20 protein-coding genes are annotated in these 18,447 nt (G+C 72.1%); 8 read left to right on the top strand and 12 right to left on the bottom strand.

Features of this window, described 5'->3' with window-relative positions:
• Window positions 1-8 precede the first annotated feature (8 nt).
• From ABGB14_RS23160 to ABGB14_RS23145, 4 genes are all read right to left on the bottom strand, one after another.
• Window positions 9-356 (bottom strand): hypothetical protein, encoded by a 348-nt coding sequence (locus tag ABGB14_RS23160; protein WP_347645912.1) that lies wholly within the window; start codon window positions 354-356, stop codon window positions 9-11.
• Window positions 353-730, bottom strand: coding sequence for an SgcJ/EcaC family oxidoreductase (locus ABGB14_RS23155; protein WP_347645911.1), 378 nt, complete (start codon window positions 728-730; stop codon window positions 353-355). The genes ABGB14_RS23160 and ABGB14_RS23155 overlap by 4 nt, the downstream gene beginning before the upstream one ends.
• A gap of 110 nt (window positions 731-840) precedes the next feature.
• On the bottom strand, window positions 841-1,413 hold the full coding sequence (locus ABGB14_RS23150; protein WP_347645910.1) for a PadR family transcriptional regulator: 573 nt from the start codon (window positions 1,411-1,413) through the stop codon (window positions 841-843).
• Between the two features lie 68 nt (window positions 1,414-1,481).
• On the bottom strand, window positions 1,482-2,279 hold the full coding sequence (locus ABGB14_RS23145) for an MBL fold metallo-hydrolase (protein ID WP_347645909.1): 798 nt from the start codon (window positions 2,277-2,279) through the stop codon (window positions 1,482-1,484).
• Between the two features lie 31 nt (window positions 2,280-2,310).
• Here ABGB14_RS23145 and ABGB14_RS23140 point away from each other — a divergent pair, with 31 nt between their 5' ends.
• On the top strand, window positions 2,311-2,742 hold the full coding sequence (locus ABGB14_RS23140) for a VOC family protein (RefSeq protein ID WP_347645908.1): 432 nt from the start codon (window positions 2,311-2,313) through the stop codon (window positions 2,740-2,742).
• A gap of 32 nt (window positions 2,743-2,774) precedes the next feature.
• On the opposite strand, the gene ABGB14_RS23135 is transcribed toward ABGB14_RS23140, so the two are convergent.
• From ABGB14_RS23135 to ABGB14_RS23120, 4 genes are all read right to left on the bottom strand, one after another.
• Window positions 2,775-3,416 carry a response regulator transcription factor gene (locus tag ABGB14_RS23135; RefSeq protein WP_347645907.1) on the bottom strand — a complete coding sequence of 214 codons (642 nt, stop codon included), beginning with the start codon at window positions 3,414-3,416 and terminating at the stop codon, window positions 2,775-2,777.
• Window positions 3,407-4,564: a histidine kinase gene (locus ABGB14_RS23130; RefSeq protein ID WP_347645906.1), complete on the bottom strand. Its 1,158-nt coding sequence runs from the start codon at window positions 4,562-4,564 to the stop codon at window positions 3,407-3,409. Before ABGB14_RS23130 ends, ABGB14_RS23135 begins: the two co-directional genes overlap by 10 nt.
• 97 nt (window positions 4,565-4,661) lie before the next feature.
• Window positions 4,662-5,093, bottom strand: coding sequence for a hypothetical protein (locus tag ABGB14_RS23125; protein ID WP_347645905.1), 432 nt, complete (start codon window positions 5,091-5,093; stop codon window positions 4,662-4,664).
• A gap of 14 nt (window positions 5,094-5,107) precedes the next feature.
• Window positions 5,108-6,925, bottom strand: a complete 1,818-nt coding sequence (locus tag ABGB14_RS23120; protein WP_347645904.1) for an NAD(P)/FAD-dependent oxidoreductase — start codon at window positions 6,923-6,925, stop codon at window positions 5,108-5,110.
• A gap of 229 nt (window positions 6,926-7,154) precedes the next feature.
• Here ABGB14_RS23120 and ABGB14_RS23115 point away from each other — a divergent pair, with 229 nt between their 5' ends.
• Entirely contained in the window at window positions 7,155-8,501 is a 1,347-nt protein-coding gene (locus ABGB14_RS23115; protein WP_347645903.1) for a hypothetical protein, read from the top strand.
• Window positions 8,502-8,541: 40 nt separating this feature from the next.
• Here the strand turns inward: ABGB14_RS23115 and ABGB14_RS23110 are convergent, their stop codons facing one another.
• On the bottom strand, window positions 8,542-10,212 hold the full coding sequence (locus ABGB14_RS23110; protein WP_347645902.1) for a serine/threonine-protein kinase: 1,671 nt from the start codon (window positions 10,210-10,212) through the stop codon (window positions 8,542-8,544).
• A 400-nt stretch (window positions 10,213-10,612) separates the two neighbouring features.
• Between ABGB14_RS23110 and ABGB14_RS23105 the strand changes: the two genes are divergently transcribed.
• Window positions 10,613-11,482 carry a hypothetical protein gene (locus ABGB14_RS23105; RefSeq protein WP_347645901.1) on the top strand — a complete coding sequence of 290 codons (870 nt, stop codon included), beginning with the start codon at window positions 10,613-10,615 and terminating at the stop codon, window positions 11,480-11,482.
• Between the two features lie 277 nt (window positions 11,483-11,759).
• Here ABGB14_RS23105 and ABGB14_RS23100 read toward each other — a convergent pair whose 3' ends face one another.
• Window positions 11,760-12,365 (bottom strand): TetR/AcrR family transcriptional regulator, encoded by a 606-nt coding sequence (locus ABGB14_RS23100; protein WP_347645900.1) that lies wholly within the window; start codon window positions 12,363-12,365, stop codon window positions 11,760-11,762.
• 98 nt (window positions 12,366-12,463) lie between these two features.
• On the opposite strand from ABGB14_RS23100, the gene ABGB14_RS23095 reads away from it, so the two are divergent.
• From ABGB14_RS23095 to ABGB14_RS23085, 3 genes are all read left to right on the top strand, one after another.
• On the top strand, window positions 12,464-12,907 hold the full coding sequence (locus tag ABGB14_RS23095) for a nuclear transport factor 2 family protein (RefSeq protein ID WP_347645899.1): 444 nt from the start codon (window positions 12,464-12,466) through the stop codon (window positions 12,905-12,907).
• Window positions 12,904-13,830 (top strand): NAD(P)H-binding protein, encoded by a 927-nt coding sequence (locus ABGB14_RS23090; protein WP_347645898.1) that lies wholly within the window; start codon window positions 12,904-12,906, stop codon window positions 13,828-13,830. Before ABGB14_RS23095 ends, ABGB14_RS23090 begins: the two co-directional genes overlap by 4 nt.
• 74 nt (window positions 13,831-13,904) lie before the next feature.
• Window positions 13,905-14,486 (top strand): hypothetical protein, encoded by a 582-nt coding sequence (locus ABGB14_RS23085; RefSeq protein WP_347645897.1) that lies wholly within the window; start codon window positions 13,905-13,907, stop codon window positions 14,484-14,486.
• A gap of 12 nt (window positions 14,487-14,498) precedes the next feature.
• Here the strand turns inward: ABGB14_RS23085 and ABGB14_RS23080 are convergent, their stop codons facing one another.
• Together ABGB14_RS23080 and ABGB14_RS23075 are read right to left on the bottom strand one after the other, a co-directional pair.
• Window positions 14,499-15,155 carry a glycosyltransferase family 2 protein gene (locus tag ABGB14_RS23080; protein WP_347645896.1) on the bottom strand — a complete coding sequence of 219 codons (657 nt, stop codon included), beginning with the start codon at window positions 15,153-15,155 and terminating at the stop codon, window positions 14,499-14,501.
• Window positions 15,152-16,132 (bottom strand): NAD-dependent epimerase/dehydratase family protein, encoded by a 981-nt coding sequence (locus ABGB14_RS23075; protein ID WP_347645895.1) that lies wholly within the window; start codon window positions 16,130-16,132, stop codon window positions 15,152-15,154. Before ABGB14_RS23075 ends, ABGB14_RS23080 begins: the two co-directional genes overlap by 4 nt.
• Window positions 16,133-16,262: 130 nt before the next feature.
• Between ABGB14_RS23075 and ABGB14_RS23070 the strand changes: the two genes are divergently transcribed.
• Together ABGB14_RS23070 and ABGB14_RS23065 are read left to right on the top strand one after the other, a co-directional pair.
• Window positions 16,263-17,579, top strand: a complete 1,317-nt coding sequence (locus ABGB14_RS23070) for a glycosyltransferase 87 family protein (RefSeq protein ID WP_347645894.1) — start codon at window positions 16,263-16,265, stop codon at window positions 17,577-17,579.
• On the top strand, window positions 17,576-18,436 hold the full coding sequence (locus ABGB14_RS23065) for a molybdopterin-dependent oxidoreductase (RefSeq protein ID WP_347645893.1): 861 nt from the start codon (window positions 17,576-17,578) through the stop codon (window positions 18,434-18,436). The genes ABGB14_RS23070 and ABGB14_RS23065 overlap by 4 nt, the downstream gene beginning before the upstream one ends.
• Window positions 18,437-18,447 lie beyond the last annotated feature (11 nt).

Below are 18,447 nucleotides of genomic sequence, written 5' to 3'. Positions count from 1 at the left end.
CGGGAAGCCTAGGTGAGCCGCGTCGGGCACCCCAACTTCTCCCCGATGCGGGCCAGGCCCTCGGCGAACGCCTGGCGCGTCCGCCGGTCGAACCCGATGAAGAGCCGGTTGGCCAGCGGCACGCCCCACCGCAGCCACTCGGCCACGTTGTAGACGCGGTGGACGACGCGGGCGCCCTCGGGGTGGGAGGTGACCGACCATTCGCCGCGGTACCACCAGCCGCCCTGGTAGGCGACGGTGTGCTCGCCCAGCTCGGTTCTCACCGCGCCGCCGGGCCCCTGGCCGAGCAGGGCCTGCCACACCTGCTCGACGGGGGCCGAGACCACGCCGGCGACCTCGGTGACCAGCTTCCTCACGGCCGCTGCACCCGGGTGTTCTGGAACGAGGCGAAGCGCCAGCCCTCAGGGGTGCGCAGGGCGGTGAGGGTGATGATGGAGGCGCGGCTCGGGTCGGGCTCGCCGTCCACGGTGGAGCCGCCGCCCGAGATCACCAGGGCGACGTCGTCGGACAGCGCCTTGACCAGCGGCGCCTCGTCGGCGGGTCCGAGCTTGATCGGGGTCTGGAACAGTTTCCTGTGCGTGTCCTCGATGGCCTGCCTGCCGCGCAGGTGCAGGCCGAAGAACGTGATGTACTCGGCGTCCCGCGTGAACAACTCGGCGTACGCCGTGGCGTCCCCGGCGTTCCAGGTCTCCGTCATGCGGGCCAGCAGGTGGGTGACTTCTGCGGACATGGCACTGCTCCTTCTGTCGCGGCGCCTATCCTGTGAATGCGAGTTCGGGCAGGGCAGGCGCCTTGTTCGGGTCTACGGCCGCCGGGGTGTTGGCGCACTCCGGCGGCCTTTCACATCTCGATCGTGGGGGACCAGTCGAGCTCCCCCTTGCCGAGGCGGTCGAGCAGCCCGGTGATCCAGCCGAGCTCGGCGGTGTAGAGCGCCTGCTCGTACTCGATCTCGAGCATGAGGACGCGCGGCAGGCCGCCGGCGTCGAGCGCGCGCATGTGGGCGTCCAGCCCGGCCAGGACGCCCTCGATCGCGGCCCCGCGGGTGCGCAGCGCGCGCTGCGCGTCCGCCAGCGGGAGGCACCCCATGAGAGAGACGGCCGCGACGAACGTGAGCCGGTTGGGGTCGGGCGTCTCCAGCAGCCGGCGCAGCCGGGTGGCCAGCTCCTCACGGCCCTCGTCGGTGATCTCGTAGACCGTGCGCTCCGGCCTGCGGCCCTCGCGGCCGGTGCCGGCGGGCACGATCAGCTCGTCCTTCGCCAGCCGCTCCACGGCGTGGTAGAGGCTGCGTGGCAGGCCGGTGATGAAGTCCTTGTGCGTGTCGACGATGAACCGGTGCAGCTCGTACGGATGAGCGGCGCGCACCGTGAGCATGGCCAGCACGGTGAGGCCCACCAGGTCGTGCCGTCGCGCCATCCCGCCTCCTTTTATATTGCATTTTGCAATATAGCGGATCGATGGCGGTCATGTCGACCGCCGGCCACTCAGGCCGCGTCGAGCTGCATGAAGGCGCGGTCGATCGCCTGCCTGGTCACGTCCTCGGGAAAGGGGAAGAGCTTGATCAGGTCACGCAGACCCTCCACATGAGCCCGTTCGGCCAGCTCGGCCACCAGGGACAGCTCCTCGCGCTGCGCCAGCGCGTACGCCCGGTCCACCACCGCGCCGTGCCCCGGCACGACCACCGGCTCGGGCATCTCCTCCAGCATCTTCCCCACGGTCACCGGCCAGTCGAGCGGGTAGGAGTCGCTGAACGCCGGAGGCGCGCCCTCCTCCACCAGGTCGCCGGCGAACACCACCCCCGCGTCGGGAACGTGCACGACGACGTCGTTGCTGCTGTGCCCGAGCCCGAAATGCCGCAGATGCACCATGCGACCGCCGATGTCGAGGCCGGCCGCGGCGCTGAACGTCTGGTCCGGGGGCACGATGCTGAGCTCCTCCAGCTCGTCGCGCAGCTCCGGCGAGTTCTTGATGACAGCGGCCCGCTGCCGCTCGCCGTACAGCTCCAGCTCCTCCGCGCACCGGACGTGGCCCCAGATCTCGGCGGGGCGGAAGAGGGCGTTGCCGAAGCAGTGGTCGAAGTGGGAATGGCTGTTGACGACCGTCCACGGAGCGGAGGTGATCGTCCTGACCGCCGCGATCAGGTCCGCCGCCTCCCGGTACGACGTGCGCGTGTCGAGCACCATGCAGTGCCCGTCGCCCACGACCAGACCCACGTTCATGTCGTACGACCGGTGGCGCCGGACGTAGACCCGGTCACCGATCTCCTGCCACTGCTCACTCATGCCCACGAACCCTACTTTTAGCATTGGACTCATGGCATATGACTTCCAAGTCGTCATCGACACGGGCGACCCCCATCCACTCGCCGACTGGTGGGCCGACGCGCTCGGCTGGCAGGTGGAGCCCTCGAACGAGGCGTTCATCCGCGCCATGATCGAGAAGGGGCACGCCACCGACGACGACACCACCACGCACAACGGCGCGCTGGTGTGGAAGGCGGGCGCGGCCATCAGGCACCCCGACGGGCTCGAACGCGCACCACGGGTGCTGTTCCAGCTCGTGGCCGAGCCCAAGACGGCCAAGAACCGCGTGCACCTCGACGTACGCGTGGGCGCCGACAACATCGAGCCCGTGGTCGAGCGGCTGACCGCGAAGGGGGCGAAGGTGCTGCACCGCGGCCGCCAGGGGCCCAACTGGTGGATCACCATCGCCGACCCCGAGGGCAACGAGCTCTGCATCACCTGACCCGCACGTACGCGGGCTCCCGCACCGTCCGGTCAGCCTCGCAGGTACGCCAGCACCGCCAGCACCCTGCGGTGCCCGTCTGCGGCGGGCGGCAGGTCGAGCTTGGCGAAGATGTTGGCGATGTGCTTGGCCACGGCCGCGTCGGTGACGACCAGCTCCTTCGCGATGGAGGCGTTGGAGCGCCCTTCGGCGATCAGGCCGAGCACCTCCTGCTCGCGCGGGGTGAGCCTGCCCAGCGGGTCGCGCCGCCGTCGCAGCAGCTGCCGCACCACCTCGGGGTCGACGACCGTGCCGCCCGCGGCCACCCGGTCGAGCGCGTCGACGAACTCGCGTACGTCGCCGATGCGGTCCTTCAACAGGTAACCGACGCCCGCGCCGCCGCCGGACTCGAGCAGCTCGGCGGCGTACGTCTGCTCGACGTACTGGCTGAGCACCAGCACGGCGACGTCGGGATGGGAGCCGCGCAGGTGCAGGGCGGCCCGCAGGCCCTCGTCGGAGAAGCCGGGCGGCATGCGCACGTCGGTCACCACGGCGTCGGGGCGGTGCTCGGCGACGGCGGACAGCAGGGCGGGCGCGTCACCGACCGAGGCGGCCACGGTGTGGCCGAACCGTTCGAGCAGCCCGGCCAGGCCCTCCCTGAGCAGGACGGCGTCCTCCGCGATCACTATGCGCACGGAATCTCCACTCGTACCAGGGTCGGCCCTCCTGCCGGGCTGGACACCGACAGTCTCCCGCCCACGACGGCCAGCCGGTCGGCCAGGCCGCTCAGCCCCGTTCCCCTGGCCGGGTCGGCGCCGCCCACGCCGTCGTCGCGCACCTCGACGACCAGCGTGCCGCGCTCAAGCCGGCCGGTGACGGCGCCCCTGGTGGCCCGGGCGTGCTTGGCGAGGTTCGCCAGGGTCTCGCTGATCACATAGTAGGCGGTGACCTCCACGGCGGTGGGCAGCCGTCCCGGCAGCTGGACGTCGACGTCCACCGGCACCGGCGAGCGTCCCGCGACGTCCTGCGCGGCCGCGCCCAGCCCCCGGTCGGTGAGCACCTGCGAGTGCACGCCCCTGATCAGCTCGCGGAGCTCGGCCAGCGCCTGCTTGGCCTCGTCGTGGGCCAGCCCGATCAGCCGTCCGGTGGGCGAGTCCTCCGGCAGGTCCAGCTTGGCCAGGCCGAGCGTCATCGACAGGGACACCAGCCGCTGCTGAGCGCCGTCGTGCAGGTCCCGCTCGATCCTGCGGCGCTCCATCTCGAACGCGTCCACCAGCCGCGCCCGCGACCTCAGCACCTCGTTCAGCTCGGACCCCTGCGGGGCGAGCACCGCCCGGGCCATGGCCCCTCGCGCGCCGCCCCAGGCGGTGGCCGTGTACGCGGCAACGGGCAGCAGCAGCACGCCGACCACGCCGGCCGCGACCCCGACGGACGTCGCCACGTTCGGCTGCACGGCCGGGGTGAGGATGAGCAGCACGGGACCCACGACGGTGAAGAGCACCATGATCAGGTCGATCCACCACATCGCGAGCAACGTCATGACCGCGAGCCCCAGCTCCCGCCTGCGCCGGTCCGGCGTCGCGGGTACGGGCACGTCGTCGACCAGCCGCAGCCGCCGCGGCTCGAACCAGGCGACGGGCAGTACGGCTCCGACGACGACCGCCGCGCCCACGGCGAAGCCCTGGGGCGACTCGATGAGCGTCGCGGCGATGGCGGCGAGCGCGAAGGCCGCGCCGGGGACGGCGCTGGCCAGCAGGTACGCCACACTCCGCCACGGCCAGGCCGACCTGAGGAAGGGCAGCGGGCGCCGGGTCAACGCCTCCAGCGCGGTCCTGTTCAGCACCCTATGACGGTAACCAGGGCCGGAGGACCGGGCAGTAGTCCAGGGTGTACCTTTCGCGAGGGCCAGGCCTCCTCGCCCTGTCACCCGAGCCGGACGGTCAGGTCGCCTCCGTCCGCCGGCCGAACCGGTCGGCCACCGTGTCGAACGCCTCCACCGCGCGCGCCGTGTCGGCGATCTCCGCGAGCGGCAGGCCGACCTGCGGGTCGTAGCACTCGAGGCCGGACTCGCGCTCGACGGCCCGCGCCATCTCGTAGAGCGCGTCGACGGTCCGCCGCGCGTCCTCGCCGTGCGTCCAGTAGGGGGCGCTCATCTCCCAGCCGCCCTCCCAGTGGTTCACGGAGATGCCGGTGCCCTCGTGGTCCATCTCCCAGTTGGGCGGATATTCGATGATCCGCACCTCGCCGAGGATCTCGCGGGCCCGACCGACGACGCGCTCCCAGGCCGCCGGGTCGGGCGATCGCGGCTCCTCCAGCGCCTCCTCCCAGGACTGGCCGGGCGCGCGACGGGCGAAATAGAGGTCGTAGCTCATGCCGGACGAAGGTACTAGCCCTCGGGACCGGCCCCGTACCGGAACTCCAGCCCCTCGAACGCGCCCGACGTGCGCCACCGGTCGATGTAGCCGAAGTACGCCATGGCCCCGTGCGGATAGCCGGCGTTGAGCCAGCTGCGCAGGCCGAGGTCCTGGCCCTCGTTGTTGTAGTAGCCCGGCGTGCAGTCGGGGGAGCCGAGGATCCCGCCGCCGCCCGACAGCAGCAGCTCGATCCAGGCGTCCTCGGCCTCCTTGGTGACCTCGATCTCGCCGTGACCGTGGTCGAGGGCGTGCCGGATGGTGAGCGCGATGGTCCTGCCCGCCTCCGTGAGGTTGTGCGGGATGTTGGAGATGAGGTTCGCGCCCTGCGTCGGCTGGACGAGGAAGACGTTGGGGAAGCCGTGCACGTGGATGCCGTGCAGCGTGCGCATGCCCTCCGCCCAGCGCTCCGACAGCCTGACCCCGTCGCGTCCCGTCACCTCGTAGCCCGCGCGGCGGGTGTAGTCGGTGCCCACCTCGAAGCCGGAGGCGTAGATGACGCAGTCGACTTCGTACTCCCTGCCCGCGGCCACGACCCCCTTCTCGGTGATGCGTTCCACGCCCTTGCCGTCGGTGTCGACGAGGTGGGTGCCGGGGACGTTGAAGGCCTGCAGGTATTCGTCGTGGAAGCAGGGGCGCTTGCAGAGCTGGCGATACCACGCCTTGAGCTTCCGCGCGGTCTCCCTGTCGGTGACGACGGCGTCGACGCGGGCGCGGATCTCCTCCATCTTCTCGAAGTCGGAGTCCTCGAACGCGGCCAGCATGTGCTCCGCCGTACGCCGCCCGGGCGGGAGCGCCTGGATGCGCGAGCGCACGCGGCGGGCCAGATCGGTCCAGCCGTCCATGACCAGGTCCTCGTCGGCCGGCGCGCCGGTCTGGTTGGCGGTGAAGTTCTCCAGCCAGCGCTGCTGCCATCCGGGGCTCGCGACCCGGGCGAACCACTCGGGGTCGGTCGGCCGGTTGTCCCGCACGTCGACCGACGAGGGCGTGCGCTGGAAGACGTACAGCTCCTTGCAGGCTCGCGCGAGGTGCGGCACGCACTGTACGGCCGTCGCGCCGGTGCCGATGACGGCCACCCGCTTGCCGGCCAGCCGGTCCAGGGGCGCGCCCGACGGGTCGCCGCCGGTGTAGGCGTAGTCCCAGCGGCTCGTGTGGAACGCGTGCCCGCGGAACGTCTGGATGCCCGGGATGCCGGGGAGTTTGGGCACGTGCAGCGGGCCGATGCCCATGGTGACGAACCGGGCGGTGAAGCGGTCGCCCCGGTTCGTGCTGATGCGCCAGCGGGAGCGGGCCGCGTCCCATTCGAGGCTCTTGACCTCGGTGTGGAGGAGGGCGTTGTCGTACAGGCCGAAGTGCTTGCCGATGCGGCGGCAGTGTTCGAGGATCTCGGGCGCGTGCGCGTACTTCTCCGTCGGCATGTGCCCGGTCTCCTCGAGCAGCGGCATGTACACGTACGAGGCCGTGTCGCACTGCGCGCCCGGGTAGCGGTTCCAGTACCACGTGCCGCCGAAGTCGCCGCCCTTCTCGACGACGCGCACGTCCTCGACGCCTGCCTCCTTCAGCCGCGCGCCGGTGACGAGCCCGGCGAAGCCGCCGCCGATGACGGCGACCGTCACGTGGTCGGTCTTCGGCGGGCGTTCGGTGACCGGGGTGTAGGGGTCGTCGAGGTAGTGCGCGAAGCGGCCGGTGAGGCGGAGGTACTGGTCGTTGCCGTCCGGACGCAGCCGCTTGTCACGCTCCTCCCGATATTTCAGGCGAAGCGCCTCTTTGTCGATGATCGGGCGGTCGGTCATGCATCCTCCGCGACGAGTGGTCAGGACGCCGGGACACCAATTCCAGAATGACATTCGGGAAAACCCCCGGCAAGGATGACTGACGGCTTACGCCGGGTCCGACGCGGAGATCAGGAGTCCGCGCTGCCTGACAGTGGTGGGCGACCACCATAGAGACCAGCTCCCGGCCCCCGCTCGGTGACCGGAACACCCACTATTGTGGGGGCCCGGCTCACGAGGAAGCGGATTCATGTTGGCTCATCGCGCACTGGTCATCGCCATGCTGCCCGCGATCGGGCTCCGCGTGCTCACCCTGCTCGGGTTCCCGCCGGCGCTGCTCTTCTACGGCGACTCGTTCGCGTTCCTGAGCGAGGAGCTGGCGCCGGGCACCACGCGGCCGTCCGGATATTCGCTGCTCCTGGCGCTGCTCCGCCCCGCGCACAGCCTGACCCTGGTCACGGTGCTGCAGCACCTGCTGGTGCTGGGGCTCGCCGTGGCGATCTACGCGCTGCTGCGCCGGCGCGGCCTGCCCGGCTGGGGAGCCGCGCTGCTGGTCACGCCGCTGCTGTACGACGAGTTCATGCTGCTCCTCGAGCACATGATCATGGCAGACGCGATCTTCATCGTGCTGGTCACCGCCGCGGTCGTGCTCATCGTCCTGCGCGTCAGCCCGGCCACGGCCGCCGTCGGCGGGCTGCTGCTCGGCCTGGCCGGCATCACCAGGACCGTCGGGCTGCCGCTGCTCATCCTCGTCGCCGCCTACCTGCTGATCCGCCGGTACGGCTGGCGCCCGCTGGTGGCGCTGCTGGTCGCCGGCGCCATCCCGCTGGGCGCGTACGCGACGTGGATGAAGGTGGAGAAGGGCAAGTTCGGGCTGACCGAGGCCGACGGCAACTTCCTGTGGTCGCGGACCATGAGCTTCGCCGACTGCGGCGTGATCAAGCCCCCCGAGCGGCTGGCCGTGCTCTGCCCCGACATGCCGGTGGAGCAGCGGCCCTACCCGCCGCACTGGCTCTGGGAGGACTTCTCGCCGCTGCTCAAGGTGCCGGGCAAGGCCAACCGCAACCAGCTCGCCGGCGAGTTCGCCAGGATGGCGATCCTGGCCCAGCCCGGCGACTATCTGGCCGCGGCGGCGACCGACCTCGGGCAGCTGCTGCGCTGGGAGCGCACGGCCGTGGACGAGAAGACCCCCTACAAGCTCCCCGAGTCGGAGCGGCCGATCAACGAATCGGTGCGCGACGTGGCCGAGTCGTACGAAGCGGGGCCGGCTGCGACCCGGGTCGTGGAACCGGTCGCGGGGTGGCTGCGCGCGTACCAGCGGTTCGGTTACGTGCCCTTCCCGCTGCTCGTGCTGGCCCTCGGCGGGGCCCTGGTCGCGGCGGTGGTGCGGCGGCGGTGGGACGCGCTCCTGCCCGGGGTCGCGGCGCTCGCGCTGGTCGCCTCCCCGCCCTTCCTCGCCGCCTACGACGTCCGATATGTGATCCCGGCGATCCCGCTGGTGTGCCTGGCCGTGGGGCTGACCCTCGGCGCCCGCTCACCCTCGCGCCAGGACCCGGCCGCCGCCGAACCCGAGCCCGCCGGCCACACCCGGGCCTGAGGGCGCCTCCGGTAACCGCCTCCGGTAACCGTGCCGTGCGCTAGTCGATGGGGAGGCTCCTGAAGGCGCCCAGATCCAGCAGGTCGAGGTCGGCCTTCTCGGCCTTCCCTCCCGGCACGTCGGGGAAGATCGCGTGAAGGGTGACGGACTCGTTCGGGTCGATCGCGTTGGCGTGACTCCACCACTGCGTGCACGAGCAGACCTCGCCCTCCATGAGAGGGGAGAGCCGCTCGGTCGTGCCGGACGGCGTCAGGGTGATCTCCTGGAGGTTCCACGCCGGCCTGCCCAGCATGGAAGAGAAGTCGGCGCTCGCGCCGGTGGAGCTGAGATTCGTGAGCGTGCCTTCGAAGCGGATCTCGCCGCCCCACCGGTGGAGCGATCTGATCGTGAGGGAGAGCGGCACCCGCTCCCCTGACGCGTTCGTCATCGACGCGTCGCGTTGCGCGAGGGCGTCCGGATCACGAGGGGGGCGGGTGACCGGCGGCGTGGCGGTGGCGGTCACCCGGTCGTCCGCGGGTGGGCCGGTCCGCGACGTCTGCCACCACACGGCTGCCGTACCCGACGACGCCAGCAGCACGGCGCCGATCGCCGCCGCCGGCCGGCCCCACCACCTGTGCGGCAACCGGTCCCAGCCCCGCAGGGACGGCAGCGGAGAGCCGGGCCGGAACCGGCGCGAGGATGGCGAACCGGACCGGCGAAGGGCCGGCGCCGGGTCCGCGTCCCCGGGCGAGCGGCCGGCGCCTCCGAGCCTCCCGGACAACGGATCCGAGACGCCGGGCACCCCGGACGAAAGGTCCGAGCCGCCGGAAAGCCCGGACGACGGATCCTGGTCACCAGGTGACCCGGACGAGGGGTCAGGGCCGTCGAGCAGGCGGGCCGACCAGGAATCGCTCACCAGATGCGTCGCCGTGGCCGCCGTGATCGCCTCGCGCCCGAGCAGGCGGTCGAGGAGCTGCTGGGCCGTCGGCCGCCGCTCCGGCTCCTTGGCCAGCGCCTGCTCCACCAGCGGCCGCAGCCGATCGTCCATGCCGCGCAGGTCGGGTGCGTAGTGAACCACCCTGAACAGCACCTCCGGCGCACCGCCCGTGCCGAACGGCGCCCGCCCGGTGGCCGCGTACGCCACCACGCCGCCCCAGGCGAACACGTCGCCGGCCGCCGTGACCTGCTCGCCGGTGGCCTGCTCCGGCGACATGTACGCGGGCGTGCCCACGATCGACGCGGACCGGGTCGCGTCCGGCTCCACCAGCTGGGCGATGCCGAAGTCGATCACGCGCGGTCCCACGGAGCTGAGCAGGATGTTGGCGGGTTTGAGATCGCGGTGCACGACGCCGGCCTGGTGGATGGCGGTGAGCGCGGTCGCCACGCCCACCGCGAGCGCCTCCAGGTCGGCCCCCGCCATGGGCCCCTTCTTCCTGATCTCGCCGGCCAGGTCGGGGCCCTCGACGTAGTCGGTGACGAGGTAGGGGACGTCGCCGTCGATGCCCGCGTCCAGCACCGGCGCCGTACAGAAGCGTGCCACGCTCCGCGCCGCCTCGATCTCCCTGCTGAACCGGCGCCTGAAGTCGGCGTCGGCGCCCAGGCCGGGGCGGAGCGTCTTGAGCGCGACGAGCTTCGACGCGCGATCGCGGGCGAGGTACACGATGCCCATCCCGCCCTCCCCCAGCGGGCGAACGATGGCGTATGGGCCGATGTGCTGGGGTTCGTGACTCACAGTGGTGATTGTTCCGGGAGTCCTTGGCGACAGGTAGCAGATCGCTTGATTCCGCGAGCCCTCGAACAGGGTGATGATCAAGGTGGCCGGCCGCTTCCACAAAGCTGGGACCGAAATGTCCGATTTATGAAGAAAACGGGAATTGATCGAGACAGCAAATTCGGAGCACCAGGTCTGCTAATTAGACCGTGCCATTCTCTTGATGATCTTGCTCGCGACACATGCCCTGACCTGCGAAGACGCCGCGCTTTTCCACCCCGTTATCGAATCGCATTCTAGGCGTGAACGATCTGACACAGCCGCATCACGATCACCATGACGCATGGTCAAATATCCCTCATCCTCTGTTATGGTCCCTTCCTGCCCCAAAATAAGGGACACCCTTTACCCGAGGAGGATCATGCGGAGCGCCCGAAGGATCATCGCCATCAGCACCGCTCTGGCGGCGGCCACCGCTCCCCTGCTGGCTGTTGCGTCCCCTGCAGCCGCGCAGCCCGCGACGACGACCGTCCAGCGGAACTTGCCGCTGGACGACGTGCTTCCCCTCCAGGGCCTCAACCCCCTGGCACAGCTGAAGCGCGTCAAGCAGCTGCTGAAGAGCGGCTACGTGCCGCAGGCGCTGAGCGTGACGAACGCGGCCAACCCCCAGTACGCGTCTCTCTGGGTCAAGGACGTCACCCGCAAGGTCAACGTCCTGCAGGGCCTGACGGCCATCGACCTGCAGAAGCGCATCACCGAGCAGCTGAAGCTGGGCTACGTGCCCACCATCATCAGCGGCACCGGCTCGGGCCCTGGCGCCATTTTCGCGGCCGTCTTCGAGAAGAAGCCCTCCGGCAAGGCCGAGGCCAAGGTCGACCTGACCAAGGGCGCCTTCCAGAAGCTCAACGCCCAGCTCAGCGGCGCCGGCCTCAGCCTCGCCTCGGTCGACGTCTACGGCACCGTCGAGAAGCCGCTCTACGCGGCCGTCTGGGTCGCCGGCGCCGCCACCGGAGCCGTCAAGGTGAGCCTCGGCCAGACTGTGGAGGAGCGCGGCAAGGAGCTCCTGGCGATGGCCAGGCAGGGCCTGCGCCCCGTCCTCATGGCCATCGAGCCCGGCCAGCTCTACACCACCGTGTGGAGCAAGGGCCCCACGACCGGCCTGAAGGAGAACCTGCAGCTGTCCCGCGTGACCTACACCCTGCAGAACACCAAGATGAAGGCCCTGGGCTACACGCCCGTCGTCCTGGACACCGCGGGCAACACCTTCGCGGCGATCTGGAGCAAGGGCTGACGACTCGCTCGTGAAGAGCCGAGGATTCCGGTGAAGCCGCGGCCGCCGTGATCCTCAGCGCGCGCCCGACGCCACCTCGCCGGAGCCCGACCTGCCGACCGCGCGTGACCGGCAGCGTACGGGACGAGCGGGGTGCGGCGCGCCGATCCCCCCGACGCCGCGGCGGCCATCCCCCTCCCCCGGCGATCAGGGACGTCCTTTCCTTGATCGCCGGGTGGGCCGCAGCTCAGCCGGCGGCGGTACGCACCGGGAGCTCGCCGGGCGGGGTGGCCCGCAGTCACCTTTCGGTGGCGCCCAGCGCGCGCATGATGTGGTCGGCGAGGGCTTCGAGGTAGCCGGGCTCCACGGGCGCCTGGCGGACGTTGAGCCGCCAGTGGATGGGGGCGGCGATCAGGTCGAGAGCGAGTTCGAGGTCCAGGTCGGCGGGGAGTTCGCCGCGGTCGACGGCCCGGCGCAGGCCGGCCGCGCCGAGCAGCCGCCTCGGGGTGCCGATGGCGTTCTGGATCGCCTCGGCCAGGTCGGGGTTGCGGGCGGCCTCGGCGGTCAGGTCGGGCAGGATGAGGACGAACCGCGGGTGGGTCAGCCAGTCGCGGATGGCGTGCAGGCCCCCGATCAGATCTCCGCGTAGCGACCCGGTGTCCGGGAACTCCGCCAGCGGCACGCTCATCTCCGACAACACCGCGAGCACCATGTCCTGCTTGCCCGGCCAGCGCCGGTAGAGCGCGCTCTTGCCCACGCCCGCGCGCCGGGCCACCGCCTCCATCGCCAACCGCCCGTAGCCGCGCTTGGCCAGCTCGTCCAGCACGGCTTCGGTGATCGCCGTGGTGATCTGCGGCTGGAGAACGGCGGCACCGGTCGGCGGGCGGCGCGTACGTGCGGTCATGCCCCGCAGCATACATGTGGACGGTACGGTACCGTCCCGTCCTATGATGAACGGGACGGTACCGTACCGTCCATTTGTTCGACCCTGGGGAGAGACCCATGACCACCGCGCGCGACCTCATCGCAGAAGCGCTCCGGCGCCTGCTCGCCAAAGACATGATCGGCTACGCCGGGCTCTGGGCCGTCGACGGCGTCATCGAGTTCCCGTTCGCCCCGAAGGGCTACCCCGCCCGGCTGAACGGCAGGGCCGCCATCGAGGACTACCTGCGCGGATATCCCGACCTGCTGGACGTGAAGGAGATCACCGAGCAGGTGGTCCACGAGACGGCCGATCCGGCCGTCGCCGTCGCGGAGTTCGAGATCGCGGGGGTGGCGGTGGCCACCGGGAAGCCGTACACGATGCGGTACGTCACGGTCGTCACCGTGCGCGACGGCGAGATCGTGCGCTGCCGCGACTACTGGAGCCCGCTCGCCGCGGCCGAGACGATGGGCGGGCTCGACGCGATGACGGCGGCCTTCACCAGCGGGAGCGCGGGCGCATGAACGTGCTGGTCATCGGCGGCACCGGCACCACCGGCCGCCGGGTCGCCGCCGGGCTGGGCGAACAGGGCGCGGACGTGCGCGTCGCCACGCGGTCACCGGCCGCCGCCGACCACGTACGCTTCGACTGGAACGATCCGGACACCCACCGCCCCGCCGTCGCCGGGGTGGACGGGATCTACCTGATCGCCCCCGCCGGCTCGCTCGACCCGGCGCCGCTGGTGCGGTCCTTCCTGGCCGGCGCGGTGGACGCCGGGGTGCGCCGGGCGGTGTTGCTGAGCTCGTCCGCGCTGCCCGAGGACGCGCCCGGCGTCGGCGCCCTGCCCCGGGTCGTACGGGCGACGGTGCCGGAGTGGGCGATCCTGCGTCCTTCCTGGTTCATGCAGAACTTCACCGGCGACCACCCCGTGGCGCAGGGCATCCGCACGGACGGCGAGATCGTCACCGCGACCGGGGACGGCCGGGTGGGATTCGTGGACGCCGCCGACATCGCCGCGGTCGCCGTACGGGCGCTGCTGGACGCCGCGCCGCACGACACCGACCACCTGATCACCGGCCCGCAGGCGCTGAGCTACGCCGACGCCGCCGCCGTCATCACCGACGTCACGGGCCTGCCCGTACGGCACCGGCCCGTCGAGGCCGCCGAGATGGCCGAGCGGTTCGCCGCCACCGGCCTGCCCCGCGCGTACGCCGGCATGCTCGCCGCCCTCGACGAGGACATCCGGCACGGCGCGGAGGACCGCGTGACCAGCACCGTTCCCGACGTGACCGGGCGCCGGGCCCGGTCTTTCGCCGAGTTCGTCACCGAGCACCGGGCCGCGTTCACCGCTCCCGGGCGCGCGGACGAGGGGGTCACACACCAGACCCGGGAGGTCGCAGGAGAAGGCACGCGGGCCGGCTCTTCCGGCGCTTCCGTCGCCGGCTGACCGGCGCGGGATGTCGGTGGAGGACCGTAGGCTTCACGTCGTTCGGCTGGCAGGACGAGCAGGAAGGAAGTCACGTGGGGGATTGGTTCCAGACGATCGTGGACGTCGAGGCGTCGCCCGAGGAGGCGGGCGCGCTGGCGGAGGGCGTTCTCAGCTGGCTGGTCTCGTCCGGCGTGGTCGCCGCCGAGCGCACCGACTGCGTTCTCGGCGCCGAGCTCGGCCACGCGTCGGGCCCGCGCGCCGGCGAGGTGGTGGACGCCTCCGGCTGGAGCGGGCCGTGGCAGGGCGGCCTGGAGATCAGCGTCGGCCGCACCGTCTTCGACGCGGGGCAGGGCGACCCGACGGCGGTGACCTGCCCCCACTGCTCGGCGACGGTCGAGCTCATGGACGACGACTTCACGCTCGACCGCCAGGCGTGGGAGCCCTTCCGCGACGTCGTGCACGACTGGGACGAGGGGCGCGACGTCGTCATCCCGTGTCCGTCCTGCGGCCGGGCGGTGGAGCCGACCGGCTGGCGGTGGGCGGACGACTATTTCGCGTTCGGCCACCTGGGCTTCAGGTTCTGGGGCTGGCCGCCGCTCCGCACCGGCTTCGTCGCCGGGATCACCTCCCGGCTGGCCGGTCACCGCGTCGTGTTCCTCGACGGCAAGCTCTGAAGCGCCGCAGGATCATCCGAGTTCGGCCATGACGCGCCGCATGTCGGAGACGGCCTGCAGGGTGCCGCGCACGGTCCCGGTCACCTTGGAGCGTCCCGACCTGGGCAGGTAGTCGACCTGTGTCTCGGTGATCCGCCAGCCGGCGGCGGCGGCACGCAGGACCATCTCGCACGGATAGCCGAACCGGCGGTCGGTCAGCCCGAGCGCGAGGAGCCGCTCGCGCCCGGCGGCCCGCATCGGCCCGAGGTCGTGCAGCAGGGCCCCGGTGCGGCGGCGCAGGATGCGGGCAAGGACGGCGTTGCCGAGCCGGGCATGCCAGGGCCAGACCCCCACGGTGCGCGGCCGGCGGGCGCCGAGCGCCAAGTCGGCGTGGCCGGCGGCGACCGGCGCCACCACCGAGGGGAGCTGGCGAGGGTCGAGCGAGGCGTCCGCGTCCATGAAGCAGACGACGTCGGCGGTCGCGGCCAGCAGGCCGGCGTGGCAGGCGGCGCCGAAGCCGCGCCGCGGCTCGTGCACGACGTGGGCGCCGAGCTCGCGGGCGACCTCGGCCGAGCGGTCGGTCGAGCCGTTGTCGACCACGAGCGGGCGACAGCCGGCGGGCATGTGTCCGAGGACCCAGCCGAGCGCGGCCTCCTCGTTCAGGCAGGGCAGGATCACGTCGACCGTCATGACCGGGCGAACTCCTTCATCCCCGCGTCGAAGCCGATCTCGGCACGGAAGCCGAGCTCCAGGCCCGCCCGTTCAGGAGAGGCCACGATGTGGCGGACGTCGCCCAGCCGGTAGCCTCCGGTGATCTCCGGGCTCGGTCCGCCCTGCTCGGCGGCCAGCGCGTCCGCCATCTCGCCCACGGTGTGCGGGGCGCCGCTGGCGATGTTGTACGCCCTCAGCGCGCCGGGCCGCGACGGGGCCATGACCGCCGCCAAGTTCGCACGGGCGACGTCGCGCACGTGCACGAAGTCGCGGAGCTGGCGGCCGTCCTCGAACACCTTCGGAGCCCGGCCCGCCGCCAGCTCGGAGCGGAAGATCGCGGCCACTCCCGCGTAGGGGGTGTCGCGGGGCATGCGCGGGCCGTACACGTTGTGGTATCTGAGCGCCACGGCGCTCCCGCCCGTCTCCCTGGCCCAGTTGGCGGCCAGGTGTTCCTGGGCGAGCTTGCTGGTGGCGTAGGCGTTGCGCGGATCGGGTGCGGCGTCCTCGCCGATGGAGGCGCAGCGCACCGGCTCGCCGCACTGCGGGCAGGTCGGCTCGAACCGGCCCCGCTCCAGGTCCTGCACGGTACGCGGCCCCGGCCGGACCCGGCCGTGCCGGACACATTCGTAGTCGCCCTCGCCGTAGATCACCATCGAGGAGGCGAGCACCAGGCGGCCGATCCGGTGCCCGGCCATGGCGGCCAGCAGGACGGCGGTGCCGTACACGTTGACCGAGGCGTAGTCGGGCAGGTCGGAGACGTCCACGCCGAGCCCCACCTTGGCGGCCTGGTGCACGACGACATCGACGCCCGGCAGCAGCGCGTCCAGGACCGCCGCGTCGCGCACGTCGGCGCCGTCGCGCAGGTCCAGGGCGGTGACCTCGTGACCCGCCGCCTCCAGCGTCTCGGCCACGTGCCCGCCGACGAAACCGGCCGAGCCGGTGACCATCACTCTCACTCCGCCGACGCTAGCCCGTGACCCCGGCCGCGCCGAAGAGACGTAAGCGGTTCGTAAGGGCTCTTACGGAGGGCGAACAGCCGGCGCCGCCGGAGTCCGTGAGCGGCCCGGGAATGCGAGGCTGCGGCCTGTGAGACGAAGCCTGCTCCTCGCCTGCGGGGCCCTCGCCGCCCTGGCGGCCGTCCTGCTCAGGATGGTCGCCGGGCCGCCCGGCCTGGGCTGGACCCTGGCGGCCTGGGCGCTGTTCGCGGCCGCCCTGTGGCTGGTCAGGCGGGTGCCGGAGCGGCGGCTCGGCGCGCTGGTCGTCGCCGGCGGGATCTTGCTCGCCGCGACCGGGCTGGCGGCCCCGCCGAGCAGCAGCACCGACTCCTTCCGGTACGCGTGGGACGGCCGGGTGCAGGCCGCGGGCATCTCCCCCTACGACCACCCGCCGGCCGACCCCGCGCTGGCCGGCTTACGCGACGGCTGGCTCTTCCCACCCGCCTGCGACGCCCCCCGCCTGTGGCCCCTGCCCGGCGACGGCTGCACCAGGATCAACCGCCCCGCCGAGCCCACGATCTACCCGCCGGTGGCGCAGGGCTACTTCCTGCTGGTCCACTGGCTGTCGCCGGAGGGCTCCCGGCACAAGGTCCTCCAGCTCGGCGGCTGGGTGATGGCCGTGCTCGCGCTGCTGGCGCTGTGCCGGCTCGCGGGCGCCCGGCGGGCGGCGTGCTGGGCGTGGTGCCCCGCGGTTCCGGTCGAGGCCGTGAACAACGCGCACGTCGACATGCTCGGCGTGCTGCTGGTGGTGCTGGCGTTCGGCGCGGTCGGCGCGGGTCGCGCCCGCGGCGCGCTGCTCGGCGCGGCCGTGGCGGCCAAGCTGCTGCCCGCGACGGCACTCCCCGGCGCCCTGTCCGGCGTGCTGGCGAACGGCGTGGCGTGGCGGCGCGCCCTCGTCACCGTGGTGCCCGCCGTGCTCGTGGTGGCGCTGTCCTACCTGCCCTATGTCCTGGCCTCGGGCGCCGCCGTCCTGGGATACCTGCCGGGCTACCTCAAGGAGGAGCGCTACGACGGAGCCGGCCACGGCAACCGCTACGCCGTCCTGCGGCTGCTCCTCCCGGACTCCTGGGCCCCTTATGCCGCCATCGCGCTGCTCGCCCTGATCGTCCTCCTCGTCCTGCGGTACGGCGACGCCGACCGGCCCTGGCAGGGCGCGCTGCTGGTCAGCGGCTCGCTCCTGCTGCTGTTCACCCCCGGATACTCCTGGTACGCGCTGCTGCTCGTCGCGCTGGTCGCCATGGACGGGCGGAGGGAATGGCTGGGCGCCGCCCTGGCGGGCGCGGTCGCCTACACCGCCGGCCCGACCGACCCCGACAGCCTCGGCGCCCCCTTCTACGCCGCCGCCGCGCTGGCCGTGCTGATCGGCTGGGCCGTACGGAGGCCTCGTCCCGCGGAGGTACGCCCATGAACCCCAGCACCATCTCCGCCAGGTTCACCAGCCGGCTGCGCTCCGAGCAGGTGGCCGCCAAGCTGGGCGTCTGGCTGGGCGTGAGCTTCACCGTCGCGTTCGTCACCGGGCTGTCCAGCCACTTCATGCAGCACCCGCCCGCCTGGCTGCTGTGGCCTTCCCGGCCGGTCAACCTCTACCGGTTCACCCAGGGACACCCGTACCCGTTCGGCTTCCTCCAGGCGCACCACTGGACGGCGTACGTCGTCTACGGCGCGCTGCTGATCCACGTGGCCGACGAGTGGGCGAAGGTCAGGCGGAACCTGTGGACCCGCGTGGAGAGCCAGGAACGCAGACGCCTGTTGCTCACCGTCGCCGCGGCCGGCGTGATCACCGTCCCCGACGGCTACCGGCTGCTGGTCACGGGCGCCGTCCGCACGCCTGCGTCGCTCGGCTACGCCGACCTGCTACGGCTGCCGCAGCACACCGTACGCCTGCCGATCGCGTGCGTGGAGGGCTGGAGCGTGGAGCGCGAGCGGACCGGCGTACGGCTGCGTGACCTGCTCCTTTCCGCCGGCGCCTCCCTGGACGCCTTCGTCGTCGTCAAGTCCCTGGAGCGGGCGGGAGGGTATCGCAGCAGCGAGGTCCGGCCGCCTCACTGGAGCGATCCGCTGACGCTGCTGGCCCTGCGGACCGCCCTGATGCTGGCGGGGACCCTGGTGCTCGCCGCCCTCCCCACCGTGCTGGCGCTGGGCCGTCGGGCCGACAACCCGTCGATCCTCCCGCTGTCGTACGGCGTCAACCTCGTCATCGTCCTCGCAGCCATCGCCCTGCTCGCGGTGGGGGATCGCCTGCTGCCGGCTTCCAGGAAGGACTGAGCACCCTGAGC

This window comes from Nonomuraea sp. B10E15 (assembly GCF_039871615.1).
GTDB lineage: Bacteria > Actinomycetota > Actinomycetes > Streptosporangiales > Streptosporangiaceae > Nonomuraea.
This window is presented reverse-complemented; position numbering and strand designations above follow the sequence as displayed.

Excerpts from the sequence above, each read along its gene's own strand:
- ABGB14_RS23150 (WP_347645910.1), bottom strand. The coding sequence starts at position 1,413 with ATGGCGCGACGGCACGACCTGGTGGGCCTCACCGTGCTGGCCATGCTC.
- ABGB14_RS23145 (WP_347645909.1), bottom strand. The coding sequence starts at position 2,279 with ATGAGTGAGCAGTGGCAGGAGATCGGTGACCGGGTCTACGTCCGGCGC.
- ABGB14_RS23100 (WP_347645900.1), bottom strand. The coding sequence starts at position 12,365 with ATGACCGCACGTACGCGCCGCCCGCCGACCGGTGCCGCCGTTCTCCAG.
- ABGB14_RS23115 (WP_347645903.1), top strand. The coding sequence starts at position 7,155 with ATGTTGGCTCATCGCGCACTGGTCATCGCCATGCTGCCCGCGATCGGG.
- ABGB14_RS23105 (WP_347645901.1), top strand. The coding sequence starts at position 10,613 with ATGCGGAGCGCCCGAAGGATCATCGCCATCAGCACCGCTCTGGCGGCG.
- ABGB14_RS23090 (WP_347645898.1), top strand. The coding sequence starts at position 12,904 with ATGAACGTGCTGGTCATCGGCGGCACCGGCACCACCGGCCGCCGGGTC.
- ABGB14_RS23080 (WP_347645896.1), bottom strand. The coding sequence starts at position 15,155 with ATGACGGTCGACGTGATCCTGCCCTGCCTGAACGAGGAGGCCGCGCTC.
- ABGB14_RS23095 (WP_347645899.1), top strand. The coding sequence starts at position 12,464 with ATGACCACCGCGCGCGACCTCATCGCAGAAGCGCTCCGGCGCCTGCTC.
- ABGB14_RS23155 (WP_347645911.1), bottom strand. The coding sequence starts at position 730 with ATGTCCGCAGAAGTCACCCACCTGCTGGCCCGCATGACGGAGACCTGG.
- ABGB14_RS23120 (WP_347645904.1), bottom strand. The coding sequence starts at position 6,925 with ATGACCGACCGCCCGATCATCGACAAAGAGGCGCTTCGCCTGAAATAT.
- ABGB14_RS23065 (WP_347645893.1), top strand. The coding sequence starts at position 17,576 with ATGAACCCCAGCACCATCTCCGCCAGGTTCACCAGCCGGCTGCGCTCC.
- ABGB14_RS23140 (WP_347645908.1), top strand. The coding sequence starts at position 2,311 with ATGGCATATGACTTCCAAGTCGTCATCGACACGGGCGACCCCCATCCA.
- ABGB14_RS23125 (WP_347645905.1), bottom strand. The coding sequence starts at position 5,093 with ATGAGCTACGACCTCTATTTCGCCCGTCGCGCGCCCGGCCAGTCCTGG.